At 55.6% G+C, this 22,304-nt stretch carries 23 protein-coding genes and 2 pseudogenes; 20 read left to right on the top strand and 5 right to left on the bottom strand.

All coding sequences use genetic code 11. From position 1 onward, the window contains the following. A pseudogene (locus tag Q9I99_RS07545) lies at nt 1-209 on the bottom strand (hypothetical protein); the annotation flags it as partial. Nucleotides 210-351: 142 nt separating this feature from the next. Between Q9I99_RS07545 and Q9I99_RS07540 the strand changes: the two are divergent. The 9 genes and pseudogenes from Q9I99_RS07540 to Q9I99_RS07500 all read left to right on the top strand — a co-directional run bounded on the left by Q9I99_RS07540 (nt 352) and on the right by Q9I99_RS07500 (nt 9,831). Then, a complete protein-coding gene (locus tag Q9I99_RS07540) occupies nt 352-975 on the top strand; it encodes a hypothetical protein (RefSeq protein WP_301668631.1) in 624 nt (207 codons plus the stop codon). 77 nt (nt 976-1,052) lie between these two features. Then, nucleotides 1,053-3,146 carry a phage tail tape measure protein gene (locus Q9I99_RS07535; RefSeq protein WP_301668630.1) on the top strand — a complete coding sequence of 698 codons (2,094 nt, stop codon included), beginning with the start codon at nt 1,053-1,055 and terminating at the stop codon, nt 3,144-3,146. Beyond that, a pseudogene (locus Q9I99_RS07530) lies at nt 3,146-3,808 on the top strand (DNA circularization N-terminal domain-containing protein); the annotation flags it as partial. The gene Q9I99_RS07535 and the pseudogene Q9I99_RS07530, both read left to right, overlap by 1 nt. Before the next feature lie 243 nt (nt 3,809-4,051). Further along, complete coding sequence (locus tag Q9I99_RS07525; RefSeq protein WP_301668629.1) at nt 4,052-5,197, top strand: phage baseplate assembly protein; 1,146 nt, start codon at nt 4,052-4,054, stop codon at nt 5,195-5,197. Next, nucleotides 5,194-5,853 (top strand): phage baseplate assembly protein V, encoded by a 660-nt coding sequence (locus Q9I99_RS07520; protein ID WP_301668627.1) that lies wholly within the window; start codon nt 5,194-5,196, stop codon nt 5,851-5,853. The genes Q9I99_RS07525 and Q9I99_RS07520 overlap by 4 nt, the downstream gene beginning before the upstream one ends. A gap of 116 nt (nt 5,854-5,969) precedes the next feature. Then, on the top strand, nt 5,970-6,317 hold the full coding sequence (locus Q9I99_RS07515) for a phage GP46 family protein (protein WP_301668626.1): 348 nt from the start codon (nt 5,970-5,972) through the stop codon (nt 6,315-6,317). Between the two features lie 24 nt (nt 6,318-6,341). Next, entirely contained in the window at nt 6,342-7,391 is a 1,050-nt protein-coding gene (locus Q9I99_RS07510; RefSeq protein ID WP_301668625.1) for a baseplate J/gp47 family protein, read from the top strand. Then, entirely contained in the window at nt 7,388-7,954 is a 567-nt protein-coding gene (locus Q9I99_RS07505; RefSeq protein WP_301668624.1) for a YmfQ family protein, read from the top strand. The genes Q9I99_RS07510 and Q9I99_RS07505 overlap by 4 nt, the downstream gene beginning before the upstream one ends. A 2-nt stretch (nt 7,955-7,956) precedes the next feature. Beyond that, nucleotides 7,957-9,831 (top strand): pyocin knob domain-containing protein, encoded by a 1,875-nt coding sequence (locus Q9I99_RS07500; RefSeq protein ID WP_439652321.1) that lies wholly within the window; start codon nt 7,957-7,959, stop codon nt 9,829-9,831. 616 nt (nt 9,832-10,447) lie between these two features. On the opposite strand, the gene Q9I99_RS07495 is transcribed toward Q9I99_RS07500, so the two are convergent. Together Q9I99_RS07495 and Q9I99_RS07490 are read right to left on the bottom strand one after the other, a co-directional pair. Beyond that, entirely contained in the window at nt 10,448-10,750 is a 303-nt protein-coding gene (locus tag Q9I99_RS07495; protein ID WP_301668622.1) for a BrnA antitoxin family protein, read from the bottom strand. Continuing rightward, complete coding sequence (locus Q9I99_RS07490; protein ID WP_002213585.1) at nt 10,722-11,009, bottom strand: BrnT family toxin; 288 nt, start codon at nt 11,007-11,009, stop codon at nt 10,722-10,724. Before Q9I99_RS07490 ends, Q9I99_RS07495 begins: the two co-directional genes overlap by 29 nt. 76 nt (nt 11,010-11,085) lie before the next feature. On the opposite strand from Q9I99_RS07490, the gene Q9I99_RS07485 reads away from it, so the two are divergent. Next, nucleotides 11,086-11,571, top strand: a complete 486-nt coding sequence (locus tag Q9I99_RS07485; RefSeq protein WP_301668621.1) for a DUF4376 domain-containing protein — start codon at nt 11,086-11,088, stop codon at nt 11,569-11,571. Between the two features lie 207 nt (nt 11,572-11,778). On the opposite strand, the gene Q9I99_RS07480 is transcribed toward Q9I99_RS07485, so the two are convergent. After that, the gene (locus tag Q9I99_RS07480; protein ID WP_301668620.1) at nt 11,779-12,180 is read right to left on the bottom strand and encodes a type II toxin-antitoxin system HicB family antitoxin; all 402 of its coding nucleotides are present in this window, start codon (nt 12,178-12,180) and stop codon (nt 11,779-11,781) included. A gap of 46 nt (nt 12,181-12,226) precedes the next feature. After that, nucleotides 12,227-12,412, bottom strand: a complete 186-nt coding sequence (locus Q9I99_RS07475) for a type II toxin-antitoxin system HicA family toxin (protein ID WP_301668618.1) — start codon at nt 12,410-12,412, stop codon at nt 12,227-12,229. Between the two features lie 96 nt (nt 12,413-12,508). Between Q9I99_RS07475 and Q9I99_RS07470 the strand changes: the two genes are divergently transcribed. The 10 genes from Q9I99_RS07470 to trpE all read left to right on the top strand — a co-directional run bounded on the left by Q9I99_RS07470 (nt 12,509) and on the right by trpE (nt 22,216). After that, complete coding sequence (locus Q9I99_RS07470; RefSeq protein WP_301668617.1) at nt 12,509-12,970, top strand: hypothetical protein; 462 nt, start codon at nt 12,509-12,511, stop codon at nt 12,968-12,970. Nucleotides 12,971-13,184: 214 nt separating this feature from the next. Next, entirely contained in the window at nt 13,185-13,724 is a 540-nt protein-coding gene (locus tag Q9I99_RS07465) for a DNA adenine methylase (protein ID WP_301668616.1), read from the top strand. Nucleotides 13,725-14,050: 326 nt separating this feature from the next. Beyond that, nucleotides 14,051-15,583: a hypothetical protein gene (locus tag Q9I99_RS07460; RefSeq protein ID WP_301668615.1), complete on the top strand. Its 1,533-nt coding sequence runs from the start codon at nt 14,051-14,053 to the stop codon at nt 15,581-15,583. 1 nt (nt 15,584) lies between these two features. After that, complete coding sequence (locus Q9I99_RS07455) at nt 15,585-15,956, top strand: GtrA family protein (RefSeq protein WP_301668614.1); 372 nt, start codon at nt 15,585-15,587, stop codon at nt 15,954-15,956. Between the two features lie 57 nt (nt 15,957-16,013). Continuing rightward, the gene (locus Q9I99_RS07450) at nt 16,014-16,874 is read left to right on the top strand and encodes a glycosyltransferase family 2 protein (RefSeq protein ID WP_301668612.1); all 861 of its coding nucleotides are present in this window, start codon (nt 16,014-16,016) and stop codon (nt 16,872-16,874) included. 4 nt (nt 16,875-16,878) lie between these two features. Then, entirely contained in the window at nt 16,879-17,589 is a 711-nt protein-coding gene (locus Q9I99_RS07445) for a class I SAM-dependent methyltransferase (RefSeq protein WP_301668611.1), read from the top strand. Between the two features lie 80 nt (nt 17,590-17,669). Beyond that, on the top strand, nt 17,670-18,314 hold the full coding sequence (locus Q9I99_RS07440; RefSeq protein ID WP_301668610.1) for a DedA family protein: 645 nt from the start codon (nt 17,670-17,672) through the stop codon (nt 18,312-18,314). An 18-nt stretch (nt 18,315-18,332) separates the two neighbouring features. After that, complete coding sequence (locus Q9I99_RS07435) at nt 18,333-20,243, top strand: ATP-binding cassette domain-containing protein (protein ID WP_301668609.1); 1,911 nt, start codon at nt 18,333-18,335, stop codon at nt 20,241-20,243. Nucleotides 20,244-20,263: 20 nt separating this feature from the next. Beyond that, on the top strand, nt 20,264-20,629 hold the full coding sequence (locus Q9I99_RS07430) for a hypothetical protein (RefSeq protein WP_301668608.1): 366 nt from the start codon (nt 20,264-20,266) through the stop codon (nt 20,627-20,629). Nucleotides 20,630-20,740: 111 nt separating this feature from the next. Then, nucleotides 20,741-22,216: an anthranilate synthase component I gene (trpE, locus tag Q9I99_RS07425; protein ID WP_301668607.1), complete on the top strand. Its 1,476-nt coding sequence runs from the start codon at nt 20,741-20,743 to the stop codon at nt 22,214-22,216. Nucleotides 22,217-22,304: the final 88 nt, after the last annotated feature.

Here is a 22,304-nt window from a genome sequence, read left to right as displayed (position 1 = left end):
TCTTGGGCGGATTCAACGATTTCAAGTAAAGATTCAAGGTGTTCCCGCTGAACGGAATCAGGCTCAAACGTTTTTGCCTGCGCTTGAAGGAAACGGCGAACCTGCTCAATCGAAGTCGGCTCTTGATGGGTAATCCGCTGGAGCAGCCAGGCAAGTATGAAGGACGGGGGCGTGATTGTGTCGCGGCGGATGGGGAAGCCGGAGGACAAGTAAAAGACCGTCTGAAACGGTGCTTCTGCCTGTACGGGCAGCGGCGGTTGGATTTCAGACGGTCTTTTTATTTGTTGGGATATATTTGCAATTCTTTATTTCATATAATTATGTATGTTATCTAGATTCTAGGAACGTAAAATGATATGGATTGCAAGTATTGCCTGTATTTTGGCTGTTTTTTGGGTCTTTCGAGTTATGGCAATCAGAAAACGGAAGAAATTTGAATTGCAACAAAAACTCTTGCGGGAAGAAAACGAACGAAAAGAAACAGAACGGCTGGAAAGGTTGATGCTGATTAAGCAAGAGGAAGATAAACGCCTCAATACATTGGAGGGGTTTACTGCTGAGGCTGAACAATGTGAAATCCACGCCTCTAATATCGCTGACGATTACAGAAAAACCTGCCAAACGCAACGACTGTCCACTGACGACAGAAATAGGATGATTTTATGGGAATCTTTGTCGATATGCCTTTCCAGTGGGAATTGGCAAACCATACAGTCCAGAATCGGCGTTATGGGTAGGACTTTGGAAAAAATGAAATATCCTCATATTCCTATCGGTTTGAAAGAATGGAGAATAGTAAAGACGCAATACTATATGGTTTGTATCAAGTATTTGGACTTTAAAATCCAAAACTACAAAACTGAAAAAGCAAAACAAAAAAGACGTGATGAGATTTTGGAGATTGTTGAAGAAGCCCGAGCAGATAAAGATATTTACCACGGGGCATTTGAAGAATTTCTTCTGAGTAGGGGTTGAACCCCGTCGCGCCTCTTTTCAAACAGCCTTTAAACGATAATCGACCGTGAGTCGATACGTTTAAAGGCTGTTTTTTTATGGCAAACGGGATAATGAAGCTGATTCTGTCGCTGACGGGCAGGGACGACGGGGCGAAGCGGCTAGTTGCCCAGACGCGGCAGCAGTTGGAGCGGACGGAAAAATCGCGGGCGCGGCTGGAACGGCAGAGCTTCGCCTACGCGCAGACGGGCGTGCGCTCGGAGCGGGAAATCCGCCGCGAAATCATACAGACGCATGAGGCGTTCAACCGTCTGGCGCGCAGCGGCAAGGCTTCGCAAAGCGATTTGGCGCGCGCGGCGGTTGCGACGAAAAACCGTATCCGCGAATTGAACGCGGAACTGAAACAGGGCGCGGGTTTGGCGGACAGGATGGGCGGCATCGGACGCGCGGGTATGGCTGCCGTTGCGGGCGGCGTGGCGGCGTATGCGGCACTGAAGCCGGCGATGGACGACCGCAAACAGCTTGACGAAAACCTGAACCGCGTTTCGCGGCAGGCGTTTGTCGGGGATGAGGACAAGTCGGCGGCGTGGATTGCGACGGAAGGCGCGCGGCAGGTCAAGGATTTGACCGTGGAACTGGTGTCGAAACAGGGAGGCAACCACGATAAGGCCTTGGAACTGATCAGCGGCATGATGACGACGGGTCTGAATTTCGCCCAAACCAAAGAGGAGGCGCAGGCGGCTTATGCGTTTTCGCTTGCCTCGGAGGGCGGCGGCGCGGATACGGCGAAGCTGATCAAAACGCTGAAAGACGGCGGCTTGAACGGCAGGGATTTGAACCTTGCGCTCGAACACGTCCTGCAGTCGGGTTTGGACGGGACGTTCGAGGTGCAGGATATGGTGCGCGAGCTGCCCGCCCTGCTTCCTGCCGCGCAACAGGCGGGCATGACCGGCATCGGCGGTTTGGACTACCTGCTTTCGCTTCTGCAGTCGGCGGCGAACAAGTCGGGCAGCCCTGCGGAGGCGGCGACGAATGTGCAAAACCTGTTAAGCAAAACCCTGTCGCAGGACACGGTAAAACGCCTGAAGGATATGGCGAACCCGAAAGACCCGAAAAAGGGTGTGGATTGGGTAGGTTCGATTTTGAAGGGTAAGGAGAACGGCGAAAACGCGGTGCAGGTTTTGGCGCGGCTTGCGGATTCGATGCTTGCCAAAGACAGGCAGTTTCAGGACTTTCAGAAGCGCGCGGCGGCGGGCGACAAGACGGCGGCGGAACAGGCAAATATGCTCAAGGGCGCGCTGTTGGCGACGCTCCTGCCCGACCTGCAGGCGAAACAAGGTCTGCTGGCGGCATCGGATATGGCGCAGATTCAGGGCTATATGGCAAAACTGGGCGGCGTTACCCCGGAAAACGGCAAAATCGGCAAGATGAACGAGGCGGCGGGGATGACGGATGCGGCGCGGCAGGAGAAGGCGAAGTCGCTTGCGCTGTTGAACGAAAGCCTGACGGAGACTTTAAACAATGCGGAAACGGCGTTTAAAGAGCTTTCGGCGGAATATCCGAATGCGACGCTGGCGATTCGGGCGATGACGGCGGCGGCGGGTTTTGCGGCGACGGCGGCCTTGTCGGGCGGCTTGGGCGGCATAAAGGGTGCGGGCGGAAAAATCGCGGGCGGGGCGAAGAATGCGGCGGCTTCGGCCGCGGGGGCTTTGGCTTCGCGTCCGGACTTGTTGGGGCGTTTGGGCATTTACGGGATGCTGCTTGCGCCGCGCACTTTGGCCGACGGGACGCTGCTGCGCGAAATGCGCGAATCGCGCTCGGCGGCGGATGATGCGGCGCACCTAAGGCGGGCGGGCATCCGTTTTCTGCCGTCTAAACGGACGGCGGCGGGTACGCCGCTTGTGTCGGCGCAAAATGCGGCAACGCCGCCGGACAAGCTGCTTTCGCCGCTGTTTTCTACGCAGACGGCGGCTTATCAGGCGGCTTTGTCGCAGCAGACGGCGGCGTTTCAGACGGCATTGTCGGCGGATACGGCGGCGGTAACGGCGGGCTTGGACAGGATGTCTTCCGCTTTGGCTGCGGCGGGCGGAACGATTGAGACGAATGTGAGCCTGAATATCGACGGGCGGACGGTGGCGAACGAGGTGTCGCGGCACCAGTATTCGCTGTTGAACCGGGGGGCGGGTTGGTAATGTGGCATACGGTTTTGCAGCCGGCGTCGTTTAAGGGCGCGGCGTTTGATGTGGAAAATGTGGAAGAGCGCAACGGCAGGGTATTGGCGGAACACGCGCGTCCTTTTGCCGACGGTACGGATTTGGAGGATATGGGCACGTCGGGGCGCGAGGTACGGATTTCGGCGGTGTTTTGGGGCAAGGGTTATGCGGTGCGCCTGAAAAACCTGCTGGACAAGTTGGAAGAGCGCGGCGCGGGGGTGCTGGTGCATCCGGTTTGGGGGCGGATGACGGATATGGCCGCCGCCGAGTGGTCTTACCGGCATGAGGCGGATTATGCGGATTTCGCGCGCATCGATATGACCTTCCGGGAGGCGGCGGAGCCGCAGGAGATTTTTGTTTTTGAAAACCATTTCCTGATGGAGATCGAACGTCTGATTGTGCAAACCGATGCCTTGCGCGCGGCGGCGGAAGGCTTTATTGACGCGCTGGCGGCAGAGGCGGAAGCCCGGGGCGCGCTGTTCGGGAGCGCAGCGGCTTTGCGGTCGGTATTGGCGGGTTCTTTGGCGGCGGTGCGGCGGCTGCCCGGTTGGGATGCGGTGCGCTTCCGCCCCCGGGTGGATGATGACGGGAAAACGTTTGCGGCGGCTTTTGCGGAGGCTGCGGCGGCAGTGCTGGAAGAATTCGGGGAGTCGGCCGCCGTGCCGGATCTGATGCTGCTCAACCGCGAGGTGCGCCGGCGCGTTCAGACTGCATTGGCAGCGGTGCGCGCGCTGCCGTCCGAGGGGATGCGCGATGCGGTGTTCGGCGCGGAGGAGATTTTGCGGCTCAATCCGCACATCGCCCATCCGTCCTTTGTCGCGCGGGGGGTTTGGCTGAATCTTTATGCACAGGGGCTTTTGGATTCCGGTCATTAAGGAAATGCGGTGAAGTACACACATGAAATTGCCGTCCGCATCGGCGGCAGGGAACACAAACATTGGGAAAGCTACGAGATCGACAGTGATTTCCTGATTCCGGCGGACGGCTTTGTTTTTACTTTGGGGCTGCCTTACGGGGAGTCGGACGTGCCGGATTTGTCGGGGGCGTTTTGCGAGGTGGCGATAGACGGGCAGCCGGTGTTGTCGGGCATTGCGGACACGCAGCTGCACGACAAGGAGAAGGGGCGGCGCATTTTGCGGCTGTCGGGGCGGGATTTGGAGGGTCTGCTGACGGACTGTTCCGCCCCGTTGGCGAATGTGAAGGGGCTGACGCTGCTTGACGCGGTCGGGCGGCTGGTTGCGCCGTGGAAGCAGATTAAGGGGGTAAGGCTTCGGGCGGATAAAAATCCGGTGTTGGACAGGGTGGATATCGAACCGGGCGAGTCGGTCTGGCAGGCGGCGGCCAAACTGGCGGCTTCAAAGGGGCTGCACGTTTGGATGGAGGCGGACGGGACGCTTGCCCTCGGCGGGCCGGATTATGCGTCGCCGCCGGTGGCGACGCTCTGTTGGAGCCGGGACGATGCGCGGCGCAATACGCGGCGGGTCAGTATCGAACGGAGTGTGGAGAACCGGTTTTCGGAGCTGACGTTTTTGGGGCAGTCGCACGCGAAACGGGGCGACGGGGCGAAGCATGATTTGAAATGGGTGTTCAAAGACCCTTCGATGACGCTTTACAGACCGAAAACGGTGGTGTTGGCGGATGCAGAGAATTTGGAGTCGCTCAAGCGGCAGGCGAAAAAGCAGTTGGCGGATTGGCGGCTTGAGGGTTTTACCCTGACGGTTACGGTCGGCGGCCATGCGACCCGGGACGGGGTGTTGTGGTCGCCGGGGCAGAGGGTGCACGTGATCGATGAGGAACACGGTATCGATGCGGTGTTTTTTCTGATGGGGCGGCGGTTTTCCCTGAACCGGACGGAAGGGACGGTTACGGAGCTGCGGCTTAAGGAGGACGGCGTGTGGATTCCGGATGCGTATCCGGAAAAATCGGCGGCGGCGCGCAAGCGGACGGGACGCAAAAAAGGGGTAACGGACAGGCGCAAAAAAGGCAAAACGGCAAAACCGAAAAACAGGGAAACGGCGGTATTTGAATGAGTCTGTTGAAGATGGCGAGGAAGACGGTGCAGACGGCGCGGTCTTTGGGCGATGCGGTACGTTCGGCGTTTCGCGGGAAAATTGCGGGCCTGTCGCCTGCGGAGGCGGTGATGCGGGCGGATGTGGACGGTTTGGCAGACGAGGCTTTGCGGGATATCGAGTATTTGCAGCATTTCGGCTTTGCGTCCTGTCCGCCTGCGGGGTCGGATGCGGTGATCCTGCCTTTGGGCGGGGCGAGTTCGCACGGGGTGGTGGTGGCAACGCAGCACGGCGCGTTCCGTATCAGGACGCTGAAGTCGGGCGAAACGGCGGTATTCAGCGAGGACGGGGCGAAAATCGTGCTCAAGCGCGGCAGGATTATCGAGGCGGATTGCGATGTGTTCCGCGTCAACTGCAAAACTTATGCGGTCAACGCGTCGGAGGGGGCGGATTTTGACACGCCGAAATTGGAGACGAGCGCGGTGCTGACGGCACTCGGGCAGTTCAACGGCAAAGGCGGTATGGCGGTTTCCGGCGGCGGGGCGCGTTTTACGGGCAATGTCGATCTGGTCGGGGATTTTTCCAGTACGGGCGCGCTGGTCAACAACGGAAAAGATGTCGGCTCGGGACATACGCATACGGGCGACAGCGGCGGGACGACTTCGCCGCCGAAATAGCCCGGCGATGCCGTACCCTGCGGGCAGGCTTCGCACTCTGAAGGTTCGGACGGCATTCTTTCAGGGTTGAAGCGCGTGCCCTCCGCATTGCGGCGGCGGACGGGGAAAATGATGCGATGGAAAAGGAATTGGACGCTTTGAGCGGCGATTATACGGGTCGTCTGACGGATACGTTGAAAAATGCGGTCTATATCCGCCTGAAAACGCCTTTGGGAAGCTGGTGGGCGGACGGGTCGCTCGGCTCGCTGCTGCATCTTTTGGGGCGCGAGAAGGATGTGGACAGGGTCGCGCTTTTGGCGCGGCAGTATGCCGAGGAGGCTTTGCGCCCGATTGTGGCGGACGGGCGGGCAAAAAGTATTGCGGTGCGCGCCACGCGTCCCGCGGGCGGCAGTTTGGTGCTGCATATCCGTGTGGAGACGGCGGCGGGCGGGTTTGATTACGACCATCATGTGCCCTTGGCATGATGGTTTTTAAAGGGTGTTTGAACGGTGTTTGAGATTCCGTCTTTTGAAGCGGTACGCGATGCGCTGCTGCGGGATACGAAGTCGTTTTATCCGAATGCGGACATCGGTGCGGACAGCGATCATTTTGTCCATGCCAGCCGTCTGGCGGCTTGCGCATCGGGTCAGTATGCGCATCAGGCGTGGATTGCGCGGCAGGTGTTTCCGGATACGGCGGATACGGCGTATTTGGAACAGCACGCGGGTTTGCGCGGCATCTACCGCCGCCATGCGGTGGCGGCGAAGGGGACGGCGGCACTATCGGGGCTTGCGGGTTCGCGTTTTCCGGCGGATTTGCGGATTTTGGCGGACGGGCGGTTTTATGAGACGCTTTCAGACGGCGTCATCGATCGGGACGGCAGGGCAAACGTCGGGATTGCGGCTGTCGAAGCGGGCGCTGCGGGCAATGCGGCGGATGCGGCGGGCGTGTTGATGTCCGCACCGCCGGGGCTGTCGTCGGACTGCGTGCTTTCGGCTTCGAGCGGAACGGATGCGGAGGGCGATGCTTCGCTTTTGGCGCGGCTGCTGGATGTGCTGCGCCGTCCGCCGGCGGGCGGCAACAAATACGATTACCGCAATTGGGCTTTGAGTGTGGACGGTGTGGATGCGGCTTATGTGTATCCGCTGCGGCGCGGTTTGGGAACGGTGGACGTGGCGGTAACGGCGGCGGGCGGCGCGCCGTCGCCGGAGACGGTTGCCAAGGTGCAGGCGTATATCGACGAGGTGCGCCCGGTTACGGCGAAAAATGTGCGCGTGCTCGCGCCGGATTTGACGGCGGTGCCGGTGTCGGTGCGAGTCAAGACGGACGGTTCGCCGCTTGAGGCTGTCAGGGAGGATATCCGCGCCGCGCTCTCGGCGTATTTTGAGACGCTGTTGCCGGGCGACGGTCTGACGGTGTCCAAAATCGAAGCGGCGGTGAGCAATGCGGCGGGGGTTGCCGACCGCGTGCTGCTTGCGCCGCGCGAGAACCGTGCGGCGGATATGACGGACAAGACGGAATGGTTCCGTTTGGGCGCGGTAACGGTGGAGGCTTTGTGAAATCTTATGCGGATGTGTCGGCGTCGCTTTTGCCGCCGGTGTCTTATGCGCGCAACGGGGCGCGCGTCGCGGCTTTGATGCGTATCGACGGCAATGCTTTGGATGCGGTCGACGGCTCGGCGCAAAAGGTGGCGGATCTGCCGTTTCCCGCCGCGCCGGGGTCGGATATTGCGGCTTGGGAGCGTGTGTTGGGTTTGGACGGCGCGGGACGGCCGCGTGCGGCGCGCGTTTCGGCGGTGCTGGCGAAACTCAATGAGACGGGCGGCCTGTCGGTTCCGTATTTCACCGCAATGGCGCGCGCGGCGGGCTATGCGGTTTCCATCGAAGAGCAGCAGCCTTTCCGCGCGGGCATCGGGCGGGCGGGCGGAAGGCTCGCGCTGGAAGATGTGATGTTTGTCTGGCGCGTGCATGTCGGCAAGCGTGCGGCACGGGTGTGGCGTTTCCGCGCGGGCGTATCCGCCGCCGGCGATGCTTTGGGCGGCTTTGCCGACGATGTGGTTGAAACTGTGTTTAACGATTTGAAGCCGGCGCATACCGCCGTGCATTTTGTTTATGAGGCTTGATTATGCATCCTATCGATACGGGCGATAAGCTTTTTCACGACGGCAACGGTACATCGGAGCCGGGGACGGTGTTGCCCGCGTGGTGGCTCAACCAGATTCAGGGGGAAATGCTGTCAGTGTTGTCGGCGGCGGACATCCGCCCCGACCGCGACAGTCAGGAACAGTTAAAAAACGCGATTGTCAAAATGATGGAAACGGGCCTCTCCGACAGCCAAACCATAACCGGCCAAAAAACCTTTACCGCCGAAACCCGATTCCAAAGCGGCATCCACCTGTCCGCCAACCCGACGCACTGGAACGGCGGCTACAAAGCCTACATCGGCGCGGATAACGACAACGCCCACATCGTCTTCGGCGACGACGCCCTGCGCCTGCACGGCGCGCAAAACCGCATTTCCTACAACAACCACGACATCTTCCACAAAGCCAACAAACCGCGTTTCAACGAAGACGTCGAAGGCAAACCGACCACGCTGTCCGGATACGGCATCCGCGACTTCCAAGTCAAAGAATACCGGGGCGACCTCAACGCCCTCAAAACAGACGGCGTCTACGCCGTCCGCGAAGCCTCGCTGTCCCAAAACCTGCCCGTGTCCGGCCTCTCCTGCCACGTCCAAGTCATCGCCGGCACAAACCCCGGCTGGTGCCGCCAACTGGCTTACAACGCCTACACCTCCGACACCTACGAACGCCACCAGACCAGCGGCACGGACGACACATGGAGCGCGTGGAAAAAACTCAATTCGGACGGCATCCCCGCCGGCGCGATCGTGTCCTTTCCCAAAGCCGTACAAAACCCCGCAGGCTATCTCAAAGCCGACGGCACGGCCTTTGAACAAAACACCTTCCCCGACCTCTACCGCGCCTTGGGCAACAGCAACCGCCTGCCCGATTTGAGCCGTACCGACATCGGCATCACCGCGTGGTTTCCGTCCGACCAAATCCCGACGGGCTGGCTGGCGTTCGACGAAATCGCCGACCGTGTAACCGAATCGGCGTATCCCGAACTTTACCGCCTGCTGGCCGAAAAATACGGCAGCATTGCCAACGTCCCCAAAGCCGCCGACCGCTTCATCCGCAACGCGGGCAACGGCTTGGCGGTCGGACAGGTGCAGGAAGACGCAATCCGCAACATTACCGGCAAAATCGACAGCGGCAAAAACGGCGCACTGCAACTGTTCGACTACATCGAGCCGACGGGCGCGTTTGGCGTGGAAAAATCATGGAAACAGTGGACAGCCGATGGTAGCGGCGGAGGCGATAATCTACCGTCCGCCCTCACATTCGACGCATCCAACGTCGTCCCTACCGCCGACGAAAACCGCCCCAAAGCACTGGTTTTGAAACTGTGCATCAAAGCCGCCGACACCTTGGGCGAAGCCGTGTTCTGGATAAAGTCCCACGGCGAAACCATCAACGCCGGCGCGCTGGACGCGGGCACGCTGGCGCAAGGTTTGCAGGAAAAAGCCGACCGCGCCCACACCCACACCCTCGCCCAAATCCCGGGCTTCGACACCGCCGTCGCCCAAGCCGTGAACGGCATATTAACCGGCAACGCCGCCGAAAACGGCTGGCTCAAACTGCCCGGCGGCATCCTCATCAAATGGGGCAAGGCGGCGATCGAAGGCGTGCACCGCCAAAAAGACATCTACTTCCCCCTGGCGTTTGAAGAAATCTACACCATCGCCGGATCCGCCTACTTCCCCAACGCCGGCTACTACGGGAATATGGCGGGCGGGGTCGTCGTCCGAAGCTACGCCCGCAACAGATTCGCCGCCCAAGTCAGCTCGAGCTACGAAGGCAGCGGCGGGCGCGACACCTGCTTCCTATGGTTCGCCGTCGGCAAAGCCGCATCGGGGGACACCCCCGCGCGATAAGCCCCGGAATACCTGAAATCGACGAAGAAACACGAAGAGAGATTGAAAGGACGTTGGCGGACATAAGGGCGCGCGGCAGGCTGTAGGATGGACGTAGGTTGGACATAGGTTGGGCTGTAGGGCGGGCTTCAGCCCGCCAATCCCGCCAATCCCGCCAATCCGCCAACCCCGCCGCCGACAGCGATGCCGTCTGAAACCCCGCCGCCGCCATTCCCGCCCCCTTTTCGCCATTCCCGCCTCCTTTCGTCATTCCCGCGAAAGCGGGAATCCAGTAACCGAAAAACCACAGGAATCTATCGGAAAGAACCGAAACCGCCAACCCCGTCATTCCCGCGCAGGCGGGAATCCAGACCCCCGACGCGGCAGGAATCTGTCGGAAATGACCGAAACCCCGAGATTCTAGATTCCAGCCTGCGCGGGAATGACGAACAAAGGGGCGGGAATAACGAAAGGCGGGGATGACGAAAGGCGGGAACAAGCGCGCAAACCCCCGCCGACCCCTTCAGAGTGCGAAGCCTGCCCGCAGGGTACGGCATCGGCGGCAAAAAAAACCGCACAGCCGAAACCGCGCGGGAAAGGACAGTCGGGCGCACCCGATAAGCAGCGGCCGTCCCCGTTATTTCAATTGGGCGACATATTGGCGCAAAACCTCGTTGATGCGCGTCTGCCAGCCCTTGCCGCCGTCGCGGAATTTTTCGACCACATCGGCGGACAGGCGTATGGTAACGAGTTGTTTCGGGGTTTTGCCTGTGTTTCGTTTTTGCATTACGCCCTTTTCTTCCAATTGTTTTTGATGGGAAAAAAGCACCTGTGCCAAGTCTTCGGGCAGGGTTTCGGCAATGGGGCGGGCAAGCGCAAAATCTTCGGTGGCAAGTTCCCGCACTTCGCCGTCAGCGTTTATTAAGGATTGACGTTGCATATTTTTTAACCTCTCTTTTATTCGCTTTGCGAAAACTGATGACACGGATACCGTCTTTTATCGGCGTAAAACAGACAATGTGCAGGCGTTGCGTATCGCCCAGATAAGCAGCGGCAACATAACGCGGTTCGGGGTAATCAAAGCGGACATCGGGCACAATAACGGCCGTTGTCCAGCGTATTTGCCCGACTGATTCAAAGGGCAAATTCCGCTCTTCGATATTGCGTTGATTTTTTTCGGAGTCAAATTCAATCTTCATTGCAGCTTACAGCGTATTTTGTCGTTACATTATAAGCGGCAAAAAATCAAAATGTAAATACAAAAAAGGAAACCCGATGACCATTTACTACAAAGACCGCGCCTTTTACGACGCGGACACCCCCGACCAAGCCCCCGAAGGCGCGCGCCCCATTACGCCCGAACAACACGCCGATCTGCTCGCCGCCCTCAATTCCGGCCGCATCGTGTCCGACGATCTGGCCGTTTCCCCGCCGCGCCCGTCCGAATACCACGAATGGGACGGCAAAAAATGGAAAATCAGCAAAGCCGATGCCGCGCGCAAAAAAGCCGCCGCCGTCGCCGCCGTATGGGAAAAAATCAAACAGAAACGCCACCAAAACTTACGCGGCGGCGTGTATGTCGAGTCTGTCGGAAAATGGTTTCACAACACCGACGAAGCGCGCCAGCAATACACCTTTATGCGCACGCTGCCCCAACTTCCGCCCGATTTGCAGTGGAAGACGATGGACGGCGGATTCGTCAATTTGACACGCGCCCTCTTGGACGAATTGAGCCTCAAGCTTCTGGCCGACGAACAGTAGGACTTCGCCAACGCCGAACGCCACCGCGTTTTGATGGAACAGTCGGACGACCCCGAAAATTACGACTATTCGGACGGCTGGACGGAAAACTGCCCCGACCAATAGGGGGCATAGGGGACTTCGTCCCGCCGCCAATCCGACTAATCCCAACCCGCCGCATTCAGACGGCATCGGCAATAAAAAAGCCCGAAAAAATCGGGCTGAAAGTTAAGGCTGCATCGCCTTTAAGGCGGCTTTCGCCAAAAAACCGCTGCGGGTTTCATGACGGGCGGCAGTGTAGGCATCGACACGGTTGAGGATATGTTGCGGCCAACTGACGTTAAACCGCACCTGTCCGGTTAATGCGGCATCGTCCGCTTCAACCATCGTCCACAACACCGCATCGGCATAATCGGGATTGTCCCGATGAACCTCGATGCTTTGCGCCTCGGGAATCGGCAGGTTTTCCTGCAAAAGCCCTTCGAGATGGAACATTGCGGCGGCTTTGGCATCGGCAAGCGCGTCGGCAACCGTATCGCCGACAGGATAGCAGCCCGGCAGGTCGGGAATAATCACGCCCCAGTTGCTTTGACCGGGGTCTTGGAACAGCGCGGCGGGATAGTAAATCATCGTTTCCTTTCTCGGATATGCGGTATCTGCCCCTTGCGGGGCAGGCTTAAAACTTTAATCCTGATTTTCGGCGGGCATCCGCTACCTGGTGGCGCGATACCTGTTTTTCAGGGTGGCTGACGGTAATCAGCCAAGGCACGCCCTCTTTCTTGAATTGATGGTGACTGCCTTTGGTTCTCACCAATTTCCAACCGTCCGCCTCAATCAGGGCAATCAGTTCGCGGCTTTGCATATCCTTTCCTTTGGTTGTCGTAATGTGTGTATTTTTACACAAACAGGACAAGAAGTCAACACTTTTACACATTAAATTATTATTTCAGGAGGCGTTATGACCCAAAAAACCCTATACCTCGCCCTATACAAAGGCAACCGCGACGGCTGGAGCATCGCCTCGATTAAAGCCCGCATCGGCGATTGGATCACGCGCAAAATCACGCGCGGGATTTATTCGCACTGCGAAATCGCCGACCCGTGCGCAAACGGCGGCTACCTTTGCTATTCGTCCTCCATCCGCGACGGCGGCGTGCGCGCCAAAAAAATGGATTTGCCGTCTGAAAAGTGGGATTTGATACCGCTGCACGACGCAACGCCCTCCGACCTCGAGCGCGTATGGCAGCGGGCGCAAGGCAAACGCTACGACTGGGCGGGCGCGATCGGCACGGTTTTAAAAATCGACAAATGGTTCTGTTCCGAGTTCTGCGCCGCCGTGATGGGCATTCCCGACGGCTGGCGGTTTTCGCCCAACGACTTGGCGGCTTTGGCGAAGTCCCGGGTCTTTAAACGTGTTTAAAGAGGGGTTTAAAACAAGAGGCAAAAACCGATGCACCGCAACATTACGGCGCAAACGGATTCAAATACAAACCACAATGGGGCGTGGTCGTTGTAACGCCAAAAACGCAACATCTACAATACACTGAAGCAATGGGATAGCGATTAAAACCGTACACCGCCGCACCGGTTTCGACAGCTGCCGCGCAACATCAGTCAAAAAATCACGGTTTGACGTGGAAAGCGGCGCAAATTTCGACAAAACGATCGAACTGCCGATTGAGGATGGGGATGGGAAAATTGGCGTAGTTGCCGAACCCTCCGGTTCGGGGAAAACCGGTATCGGTAAGGTTCGGGGGCTTTACGCGCCGACTTGTGCGGGCGGCAAGACCGTCCATCAACATTTTGGTACGGCAACCACATCAAAAGCGTGGGATGCGTCGCAGATTAGGGCAAAATTGACAGCAGCCCAAGCCCGTTTGAGAGGAGTATTTATCGAGAACGAACCGTGGGCGCGTTGTTTCAAGCGATATGACCGAGAGCATACCTTCTTCTACACAGACCCGCCGTACTGGCAAACCGTAGGGTACGACCACGCATTCGATTGGCTGCAGTATGAGCTGCTGACCAAAGCGATGGCGGAGAGCAAGGGAAAATTCATGCTATCTATCAATGACCATCCTGATATAAGGGAGTTGTTCAAAGACTTCCGCATCACACAGCCTGAGCTTGCCTATACGGTTGGCAGAGACAAAACCGGTAAAACAAGCGGCTAGCTGGTCATATGCAATTGGTAAAACAAAAGCGACGTTCTCGTCGCTTTTGTTATCTTCTGCTATCCGATATGGTGCAAAAGCTGCCGTAACTTTCAACTCATCGAGTGCAAAAGTTGATGTAACAAAGTGCAAAAGGAGGCGGCTTACAAAACCCGATTTCTTTATTATGTCAACCGTAACAATTGTTTTGTTATGTAAAAGCCAACTGCCATACCGACGGAACACACATACGGTTTGGTCCTATGCGCGTCCCAATTTAGAAAAGCTTACCTTTCAAACATACTAATATCCTGACGGGTAGGAATGAAACAACCAAGAAAATTTTGATGAACATCGCACTACCTTTATCCGACAAAATACAAAACAGGCTGTTTTTCCTTACCGTCCTTGCAACGGTATGTTTCCTATTTTATCCGAAATACCTGCCGATGAACGACCTGCCGCAGCACGCCGCGCAGGTTGCCGCCTTGGATGATTTGCTCAAATACCGCAGTCCGTGGGCAGATATGCTGCAAATAAATTGGGATACGCCTTATCTGACCGTTTACGCCCTATGGTTGGCGCTGTATCAGTTTATGGACATTAATGCTTCTTCTAAGGCTTTGGTCGCCCTCGAATTTTTATTTTTCATTTATGCGGCAGTCAAAATGAGAAAGGAAATGGGGGCGGAAAGGATGACCGACTGGGTCGCGCTGACCTGTTTTTTCGGATTTGCCTTTCAATGGGGCTTTGTCGGCTACATTATGGGCATTCCCGTCGGCATACTGTTTTTCATTACCAACAAGCGTTGGATTGAAAATCCCTCGGCAAAGATGCTTGCCGCCGTTGCCGCATTGGGGATATGGTCGTACTTCTCCCATATTCTGACCTTTTCATTTTTCTGCTTGCTTTCATACGGATACTTTCTTTTCAGCATCAAAGAAATCCCTTGGAAACAGCGTTTTTCCCTGACAGCCGCCTATCTCTTTTTCGCCGCCCTTTTGGCACGTTATACCGCAAAACCCAACCCCGTCCCCTATAAGGCATTTGAAGACAACTTTATCCAACATTCCTTTTGGGACAAAATACTGGAAATTGCCTACCTGCCTTGGAATATGTCGGTCCTGTTCTACTACGACATTGCCTGCCTCTTCCTCTTTGCCGCCCCCATAGCGGCAAACTGCCGCCCCACTCGGGAAAAAAGCCGGTACGTCCCGCTGCTTGCCTGTCTTGCGGTTTATTTCCTGACGCCTCATTTTACCTTTCAAACCAGCTTCCTTTACGAACGCTTCGCCCTGTTCGTCCCTATTTTTTATTATCTGATTTGGGAAAAGAAACCGGAAACGCCGGGCAGGATTGCAGCAAAAATATCAGAAGCAGCCTGCCTGTTGTCCGCCTTGTGCATCGCCGCGCTGACGGGCAAAGCCTACCTTAACAACGTCCTTTTTGACCGCTCGCAGAAGCTGGCTGATTTTATAAAGATTTCCCAAATGATGGAAAACGGCAAAAAAGTCCTGACTGTCAACGACCCCTTGTCCATCAGCGAAGGCAGCCTGACTTCGGGCGGCGAGTTCTTCCATATCGCACAATGGTATCAGGCCGAAAGGCAGGGGTGGGCAGATTACAGCTTTGCCTCGGCGCACGCTATGCCCGTCCGCATGAAAATGAAAGAAATGTATGACGGGTACAGTCAAGTCAGGTTTTTGTCCGAATATAACCTGACCCGGAAAACAGACTGCCGCCGCTATGACTACCTGCTTATCCTGACCGCCAACCATACGTCGGACACATTGGAAAAACTGCTTGCCGCCAATCCCTCCTGCTCCCGTGTTTCCCATATCAAGACCATAGGGGAATGGTCGCTTTTCAGACGGCATTGATATGCGGCTCAAACGGTTCGCGCGCTACGGCACGGTCGGCATCATCAACACCCTAATCCATATCGCCGTTTTTACCGTGCTGTCAAGCCGGCAATATCCCGCCGCCGCCGCAAACCTCATAGCCTTTGCCGCAGCCTCAGCATTCGGTTTTGCCGCAAATGCAAGATGGACGTTCGGTACAAAAGCTTCCTTCAAACGCTATGCCTGTTTCGTACTGCTGATGGGTTTTGCGGCATCGGCAAGCGGTTTGGCATCGGATGCCCTTGCTATGCCGCCGCAGGTCGCTGCCGTCGGATTTTCCGCCATCAGTCTGATATATGGCTACCTGTGCTCGAGTTACCTTGTTTTTGCCCAAACAAAAGGAAAACCATGAAAATATCGCTTATCGTCCCGGTGTGGAATGAAGAAGCCGCCATTCCGATTTTCTACCGTGCCGTCAGGGAAAGCAGGGGGGCTTCAAAAATACGAAGTCGAAATCGTCTTCTGCAACGACGGGAGCACGGACAATACGGAAACCGTTTTGGAAAACCTCGCCCTTGCAGACCCCTTGGTCAAACCGCTGCACTTTACACGCAATTTCGGCAAGGAAAACGCCCTTTTCGCCGGCTTGGAACACGCATCGGGCAATGCCGCCATTCCGATTGACGTTGACCTTCAAGACCCCATAGAACTGATTCCGACTATGCTCGAAAAATGGCGTGCCGGCGCAAAAACCGTATTGGCAAAACGCATCGGGCGGGCGCAAGACCATCCGCTCAAAAGATGGAGCGCGTCCTTCTTCTATAAACTTTACAATAAAATCAGCCCCGTCAGAATCGAAGAAAATGTCGGCGATTTCCGACTAATTTCACGCGACATCATCGACACCGTTATCAAAATGCCCGAACGAAACCTCTTTATGAAAGGATTGCTTTCCTGGCCGGACAGAGGGGAAGTTATCGAATACACCCGTCCGAAACGCATCATCGGCCATACCAAATTCAATGCCTTGAAACTTTGGAATCTCGCTTGGGACGGCATTACCGGATTTTCGACCGTCCCGCTCAAAATATGGACGTATATCGGCTTTTTGTTTGCATTTACCGCATTTTTATACGGCTCATTGATTATTCTCCGAACGCTCGTCTATGGAAAAGATATTCCCGGTTACCCGTCGCTTTTGGCCTGTATCCTGTTTCTCGGCGGAATCCAGCTCATCGGTATCGGCATACTCGGCGAATATATCGGACGTATCTATATCGAAACCAAACAGCGTCCCCGATATATTTTAAAAAACCGAAAGAAAGGATAATAAGATGGATGTGAAAGAAAGCGGTATTTTGGGCGACAGCATCAACAGCCATTGGTATTACGCATCCAAAGCACTTGCCGTTGCCAATCTTTTAAAAGGCAGAACCTTCCGCAAAGTGCTGGATGTCGGCGCAGGCTCCGCCTTTTTTTCACACTTTCTGCTGGAAAATTCCGATATACGCGAAGCATTGTGCATCGACACCGCCTACACGGGTAAAAAAGATGAGGCATATCGCGGCAAACCGATTCATTTCCGCCGCACTATCGGCATGAGCGATGCCGACCTGGTTCTGATGATGGATGTTTTGGAACACGTCGAAGACGACAAGGCAATGCTTGAGGACTATATCGCAAAAGTCCCTTCCGGTACGGAATTCCTGATTTCCGTACCCGCCTTCCAGTCCCTGTGGAGCGGGCACGACGAATTTTTGGGGCATTACCGCCGCTACCGCCTGACACAGCTCGAGAACTTAATCCGCAGCACCGGGCTGTCCGTCCTCGGGGGGAACTATTATTTTGGCGCAGTATTCCCCCTTGCCGCAACCGTCCACCTGCTCGGACGGTTGAGATCCGGACAAAATCCCAAATCCCAACTGATGCGGCACCATCCCGTCATCAACCACATACTGGCTTCAATATGCCGCCTTGAAATCTGCATACAAAAAAGCAACCGCTGCGCGGGGCTGACCGCCTTTTGCCTTGCAAGGAAAAAATAAAACCAATGCCGTCTGAAACTTTTCAGACGGCATTTTTCCAATCGGTTAAAATACGCGGTCTGTTTTTTTAGGAACGCACCGTGCTTGCCTCCGCCATCGACTTCATCCTCCATATCGACCGACACCTGCTTGCGCTGTCGGCGCAATACGGCATTTGGATTTACGCCATTTTATTTACTATCGTGTTCTGCGAAACCGGCCTGATTGTTACCCCATTCCTCCCCGGCGATTCGCTGCTGTTTGTCGCCGGAGGCATTGCCGCTCTGGGCGGTATGGATATTCATCTGATGGTTATGCTGCTATTTGTTGCCGCCATACTCGGCGACGCGCTCAATTTTACCGTCGGTAAGTATTTCGGCGGCAGGCTGTTCGCCAACCCCGATTCTAAAATCTTCCGACACGAATATCTCGATAAAACCCGCCGTTTTTACGAAAAACACGGCGGGAAAACCATCATCATTGCCCGTTTTGTGCCCATCGTCCGCACCTTTGCCCCCTTTGTTGCCGGTATGGGGAAAATGCACTATGCCAAATTTATCCGCTATAACATCATCGGCGGCGTGTTGTGGGTCATCCTGTTTTCGTATGCGGGCTATTTCTTTGCCAACTTCCCCGTCGTGAAAAACAATCTGGGCTTGGTGATGGGTGGCATCATTATTGTTTCCGTCCTGCCCGGCATCATCGAAATCGCCCGTGCCAAACTTGCGGCAAAATCCAAACATTAACTGTTGGGAATTGACATTATGAATATATTATCCGTAGAAAACGCTTCCTTTGCCGTCGGTCATGTCGCCTTGCTCGACAAAACTTCTTTTCAACTCGACAGCGGCGAAAAAATCGGCTTAATCGGCCGCAACGGTGCAGGTAAGTCTTCGTTTCTGAAAATCCTCGCCGGTGTACAGAAGCTCGACGATGGGCAGATTATCATTCAAAACAACCTCAAAATCGTTTATGTACCTCAGGAATCCTTTTTTGATAAGGATGCAACCGTATTTGATACCGTTGCCGAAGGTTTGGGCGAAATTCGCGATTTATTGCGCCGTTATCATCATGTCAGCCATGATTTGGAGCACAATTCAGACGACGTTTTATTAAAAGAACTCAACGAATTACAACTCGAAATCGAAGCGAAGGACGGCTGGAAGCTGGATGCGGCGGTAAGGCAGACTTTGGGCGAACTCGGTTTGCCGGAAAACGAAAAAATCGGCAACCTTTCCGGCGGTCAGAAAAAGCGCGTCGCTTTGGCGCAGGCTTGGGTGCAAAAGCCCGACGTATTGCTGCTGGACGAACCGACCAACCATTTGGACATCGACGCGATTATCTGGCTGGAAAACCTGCTCAAAGCGTTTGAAGGCAGCCTGGTCGTGATTACCCACGACCGCCGTTTTCTGGACAATATCGCCACGCGCATTGTCGAACTCGACCGCGGCATTCTGCGCTCCTATCCCGGCTCGTTCTCCAAATACAGCGAGAAAAAAGCGCAGGAATTAGCGGTTGAAGCGGAACACAACCGCCTGTTTGACAAATTCCATGCGCAGGAAGAAGCATGGATACGCAAAGGCATCGAAGCGCGCCGTACTCGTAATGAAGGCCGCGTACGCCGTTTGGAAGAACTGCGCCGCCAGCGTGTCGAACGCCGCAACGTGCAGGGACAGGTCAACTTTAAGCTCGATAGCGGTGAGAAAAGTGGCAAAATCATCGCCGAATTGGAACACGCTTCGTTTGCCTATGGCGACAAAGTTATCATGGATAAATTCTCCGCCATCTTGCAGCGCGGCGACAAAATCGGCTTAATCGGCCCAAACGGCATCGGCAAAACCACCTTCCTCAAGCTGATTCTGGGCGAATTGCAGCCGACCTACGGCAGAATCCGTATCGGCAGTAAGCAGGAAGTCGCCTATTTCGACCAGTTCCGCAGCGCGCTGAACGAAAACGACACCGTGTTTTACACGCTCGGACAGGGCAACGATTACGTCGAAGTCGGTGGTAAGAAAAAGCATGTGATGAGCTATTTGGAAGATTTCCTGTTCCATCCAGCCCGCGCACAAAGTCCCGTTTCATCGCTCTCCGGCGGCGAACGCAACCGCCTCCTGCTGGCAAAACTCTTTACCCGCCCTGCCAATATCCTGGTCTTGGACGAACCGACCAACGACTTGGACATCGACACCCAAGAGCTGCTCGAAGACCTGTTGCGTGATTACCAAGGCACAGTCTTCCTCGTCTCGCACGACCGTATGTTCCTCGACAATGTAATTACCCAAAGCATTGTTTTCGAAGGACAAGGCCGTCTGAAAGAATACATCGGCGGCTATCAGGACTATATCGACGCAAAATCGCGGGAAGATAAAATTCAGACGGCATCCGCACCCAAAACAGCCGATGCCGAACCGGTGAAAGAAAAACCCAAAACCAACCGCACGGTCAAACTTTCCTACAAAGAACAGCGCGAACTCGATGCCCTACCCGACGAAATCGCCGCTTTGGAAGCCGAACAGGCTGAAATCAATACCCAGCTTTCCGATACTGAAATTTTTAAAGATTACGAAAAAGCAGGTGCATTACAAAGCAGGGCTGACGAAATCGAGATGTCGCTTTTGGAAAAGCTCGAACGCTGGGAATGGCTGGAAGCGAAACAGAACGGCAATGCCGTCTGAAATCAAACAGGAAGAAAAAAATGTTCAAACGACCTGAAGAAATCATCGTCCTGATACTTGCCGTCCTCTGGATTGCCGGTACGTATTTTCTCGCCTCCCTGTTTGGAGCGGATGCTTATACCGTGTTAAAAATCACTGCCCTTACCCTGCTTTGGTCTGCCGCATCATTCCTCCTTTGGCAAAAAAACCTCAGTCGGCATATCTGGCCGCTGCTGCTCGGCTGCCTGACTGCCTGTTGGTGGCCGTATCTGAATCAATCGGTCGCACCCGGTTCTTTACCTTGGTATGCATCATGGACGTTCAAAACCATCCTAGCCCTGATTCCCGTAACCGCAGGTTATCTGTTTAAATGGAAACAATACCGGCAGCGTAAAACAAAGCTGTAAGCCCGTCTTTTTTCAGACGGCATCTCCGGTCAGACTGTCAACAATTCCGATAAAATGCTATACTCGCACCCGTTGCCGCGTCGTCCGAAACCGCCTTTTGGGAAAGCAGAAATGATCAGCAAACAAGAATACCAAGCCCAAGCCGCCCAAGGCTACAACCGCATCCCGCTCGTGCAGGAACTCCTTGCCGACTTGGATACGCCGCTTTCCCTCTATCTCAAACTCGCCAACAAGCCGTTCACCTATCTCTTAGAGTCCGTTGTTGGCGGCGAACGTTTCGGCCGCTATTCCTTTATCGGCCTGCCTTGCAGCCACTATCTCAAAGCCAGCGGCAAACACGTCGATGTGTATCAAAACGGCGAAATCGTCGAGCAACACGACGGTAATCCCCTGCCCTTTATCGAAGCCTTACACAACCGTTTCAAAACGCCCGAAATCCCAAGCCTGCCGCGCTTTACCGGCGGATTGGTCGGCTACTTCGGTTACGAAACCATCTACAATTTCGAGCATTTCGCCCACCGCCTGAAAAACACCGCCAAAGCCGACCCGCTCGGCACGCCCGACATTCTGCTGATGCTGTCGCAAGAGTTGGCGGTTATCGACAATTTGAGCGGCAAAATCCACCTCATCGTTTATGCCGATCCCTCGCAGCCCGACGGCTACGAACGCGCCCGCGAACGCCTCGAAGACATCCGCACCCAGTTGCGCCAAAGCTGCGCCATCCCGCTCTCGCTCGGCAGCAAACACACCGAAGCTGTCAGCGAGTTCGGCGAAGAGCCGTTCAAAGCCTGCGTCAACAAAATCAAAGACTACATCTTCGCAGGCGACTGTATGCAGGTCGTCCCCAGCCAGCGCATGAGCATGGAATTTACCGACAGCCCGCTCGCCCTCTACCGTGCCCTGCGCACGCTCAACCCTTCGCCTTATCTCTTCTACTACGATTTCGGCGATTTCCACATCGTCGGTTCCTCGCCCGAAATCCTCGTCCGCCGCGAACGCGACGATGTCATCGTCCGCCCCATCGCAGGCACGCGCCTGCGCGGCAAAACCCCTTCTGAAGACCTTGCCAACGAGCAAGACTTATTAAGCGACGCCAAAGAAATTGCCGAACACGTCATGTTGATTGACTTAGGACGCAACGACGTCGGCCGTATCAGCAAAACGGGTGAAGTCAAAGTCACCGACAAAATGGTGATTGAAAAATACTCCCATGTAATGCACATCGTCTCCAACGTCGAAGGCCGTCTGAAAGACGGCATGACCAACATGGACATCCTCGCCGCCACCTTCCCCGCAGGCACACTCTCCGGCGCACCCAAAGTCCGCGCGATGGAAATCATCGAGAAAGTCGAACCAAGCAAACGCGGCATCTACGGCGGCGCCGTCGGCGTATGGGGCTTCAACAACGACATGGATTTGGCGATCGCCATCCGCACCGCCGTAGTGAAAAACAACACGCTATACGTCCAAAGCGGCGCAGGCGTAGTTGCCGATTCCAATCCTGAATCAGAATGGCAGGAAACGCAAAACAAAGCCCGAGCAATGGTTAGGGCAGCGCAGATGGTGCAGGAGGGGTTGGATAGGTAGACTTGGCGTTTTCAGACTGCCTTTAAGGAATCAACAGGCCGTCTGAAAATCGAAACAATAAGCAGCAATCGTTTGATTAGAACAGCGG

The sequence above is a fragment of the Neisseria basseii genome (assembly GCF_962707005.1).
GTDB classification, from domain to species: domain Bacteria; phylum Pseudomonadota; class Gammaproteobacteria; order Burkholderiales; family Neisseriaceae; genus Neisseria; species Neisseria bergeri.
The sequence above is the reverse complement of the archived record's forward strand: the minus strand, read 5'-3'. Positions and strand labels throughout refer to the sequence as shown.

Excerpts from the sequence above, each read along its gene's own strand:
- Q9I99_RS07540 (WP_301668631.1), top strand. The coding sequence starts at position 352 with ATGATATGGATTGCAAGTATTGCCTGTATTTTGGCTGTTTTTTGGGTC.
- Q9I99_RS07535 (WP_301668630.1), top strand. The coding sequence starts at position 1,053 with ATGGCAAACGGGATAATGAAGCTGATTCTGTCGCTGACGGGCAGGGAC.
- Q9I99_RS07520 (WP_301668627.1), top strand. The coding sequence starts at position 5,194 with ATGAGTCTGTTGAAGATGGCGAGGAAGACGGTGCAGACGGCGCGGTCT.
- Q9I99_RS07515 (WP_301668626.1), top strand. The coding sequence starts at position 5,970 with ATGGAAAAGGAATTGGACGCTTTGAGCGGCGATTATACGGGTCGTCTG.
- Q9I99_RS07500 (WP_439652321.1), top strand. The coding sequence starts at position 7,957 with ATGCATCCTATCGATACGGGCGATAAGCTTTTTCACGACGGCAACGGT.
- Q9I99_RS07495 (WP_301668622.1), bottom strand. The coding sequence starts at position 10,750 with ATGCAACGTCAATCCTTAATAAACGCTGACGGCGAAGTGCGGGAACTT.
- Q9I99_RS07490 (WP_002213585.1), bottom strand. The coding sequence starts at position 11,009 with ATGAAGATTGAATTTGACTCCGAAAAAAATCAACGCAATATCGAAGAG.
- Q9I99_RS07485 (WP_301668621.1), top strand. The coding sequence starts at position 11,086 with ATGACCATTTACTACAAAGACCGCGCCTTTTACGACGCGGACACCCCC.
- Q9I99_RS07480 (WP_301668620.1), bottom strand. The coding sequence starts at position 12,180 with ATGATTTACTATCCCGCCGCGCTGTTCCAAGACCCCGGTCAAAGCAAC.
- Q9I99_RS07475 (WP_301668618.1), bottom strand. The coding sequence starts at position 12,412 with ATGCAAAGCCGCGAACTGATTGCCCTGATTGAGGCGGACGGTTGGAAA.
- Q9I99_RS07470 (WP_301668617.1), top strand. The coding sequence starts at position 12,509 with ATGACCCAAAAAACCCTATACCTCGCCCTATACAAAGGCAACCGCGAC.
- Q9I99_RS07460 (WP_301668615.1), top strand. The coding sequence starts at position 14,051 with ATGAACATCGCACTACCTTTATCCGACAAAATACAAAACAGGCTGTTT.
- Q9I99_RS07455 (WP_301668614.1), top strand. The coding sequence starts at position 15,585 with ATGCGGCTCAAACGGTTCGCGCGCTACGGCACGGTCGGCATCATCAAC.
- Q9I99_RS07445 (WP_301668611.1), top strand. The coding sequence starts at position 16,879 with ATGGATGTGAAAGAAAGCGGTATTTTGGGCGACAGCATCAACAGCCAT.
- Q9I99_RS07435 (WP_301668609.1), top strand. The coding sequence starts at position 18,333 with ATGAATATATTATCCGTAGAAAACGCTTCCTTTGCCGTCGGTCATGTC.
- Q9I99_RS07430 (WP_301668608.1), top strand. The coding sequence starts at position 20,264 with ATGTTCAAACGACCTGAAGAAATCATCGTCCTGATACTTGCCGTCCTC.
- trpE (WP_301668607.1), top strand. The coding sequence starts at position 20,741 with ATGATCAGCAAACAAGAATACCAAGCCCAAGCCGCCCAAGGCTACAAC.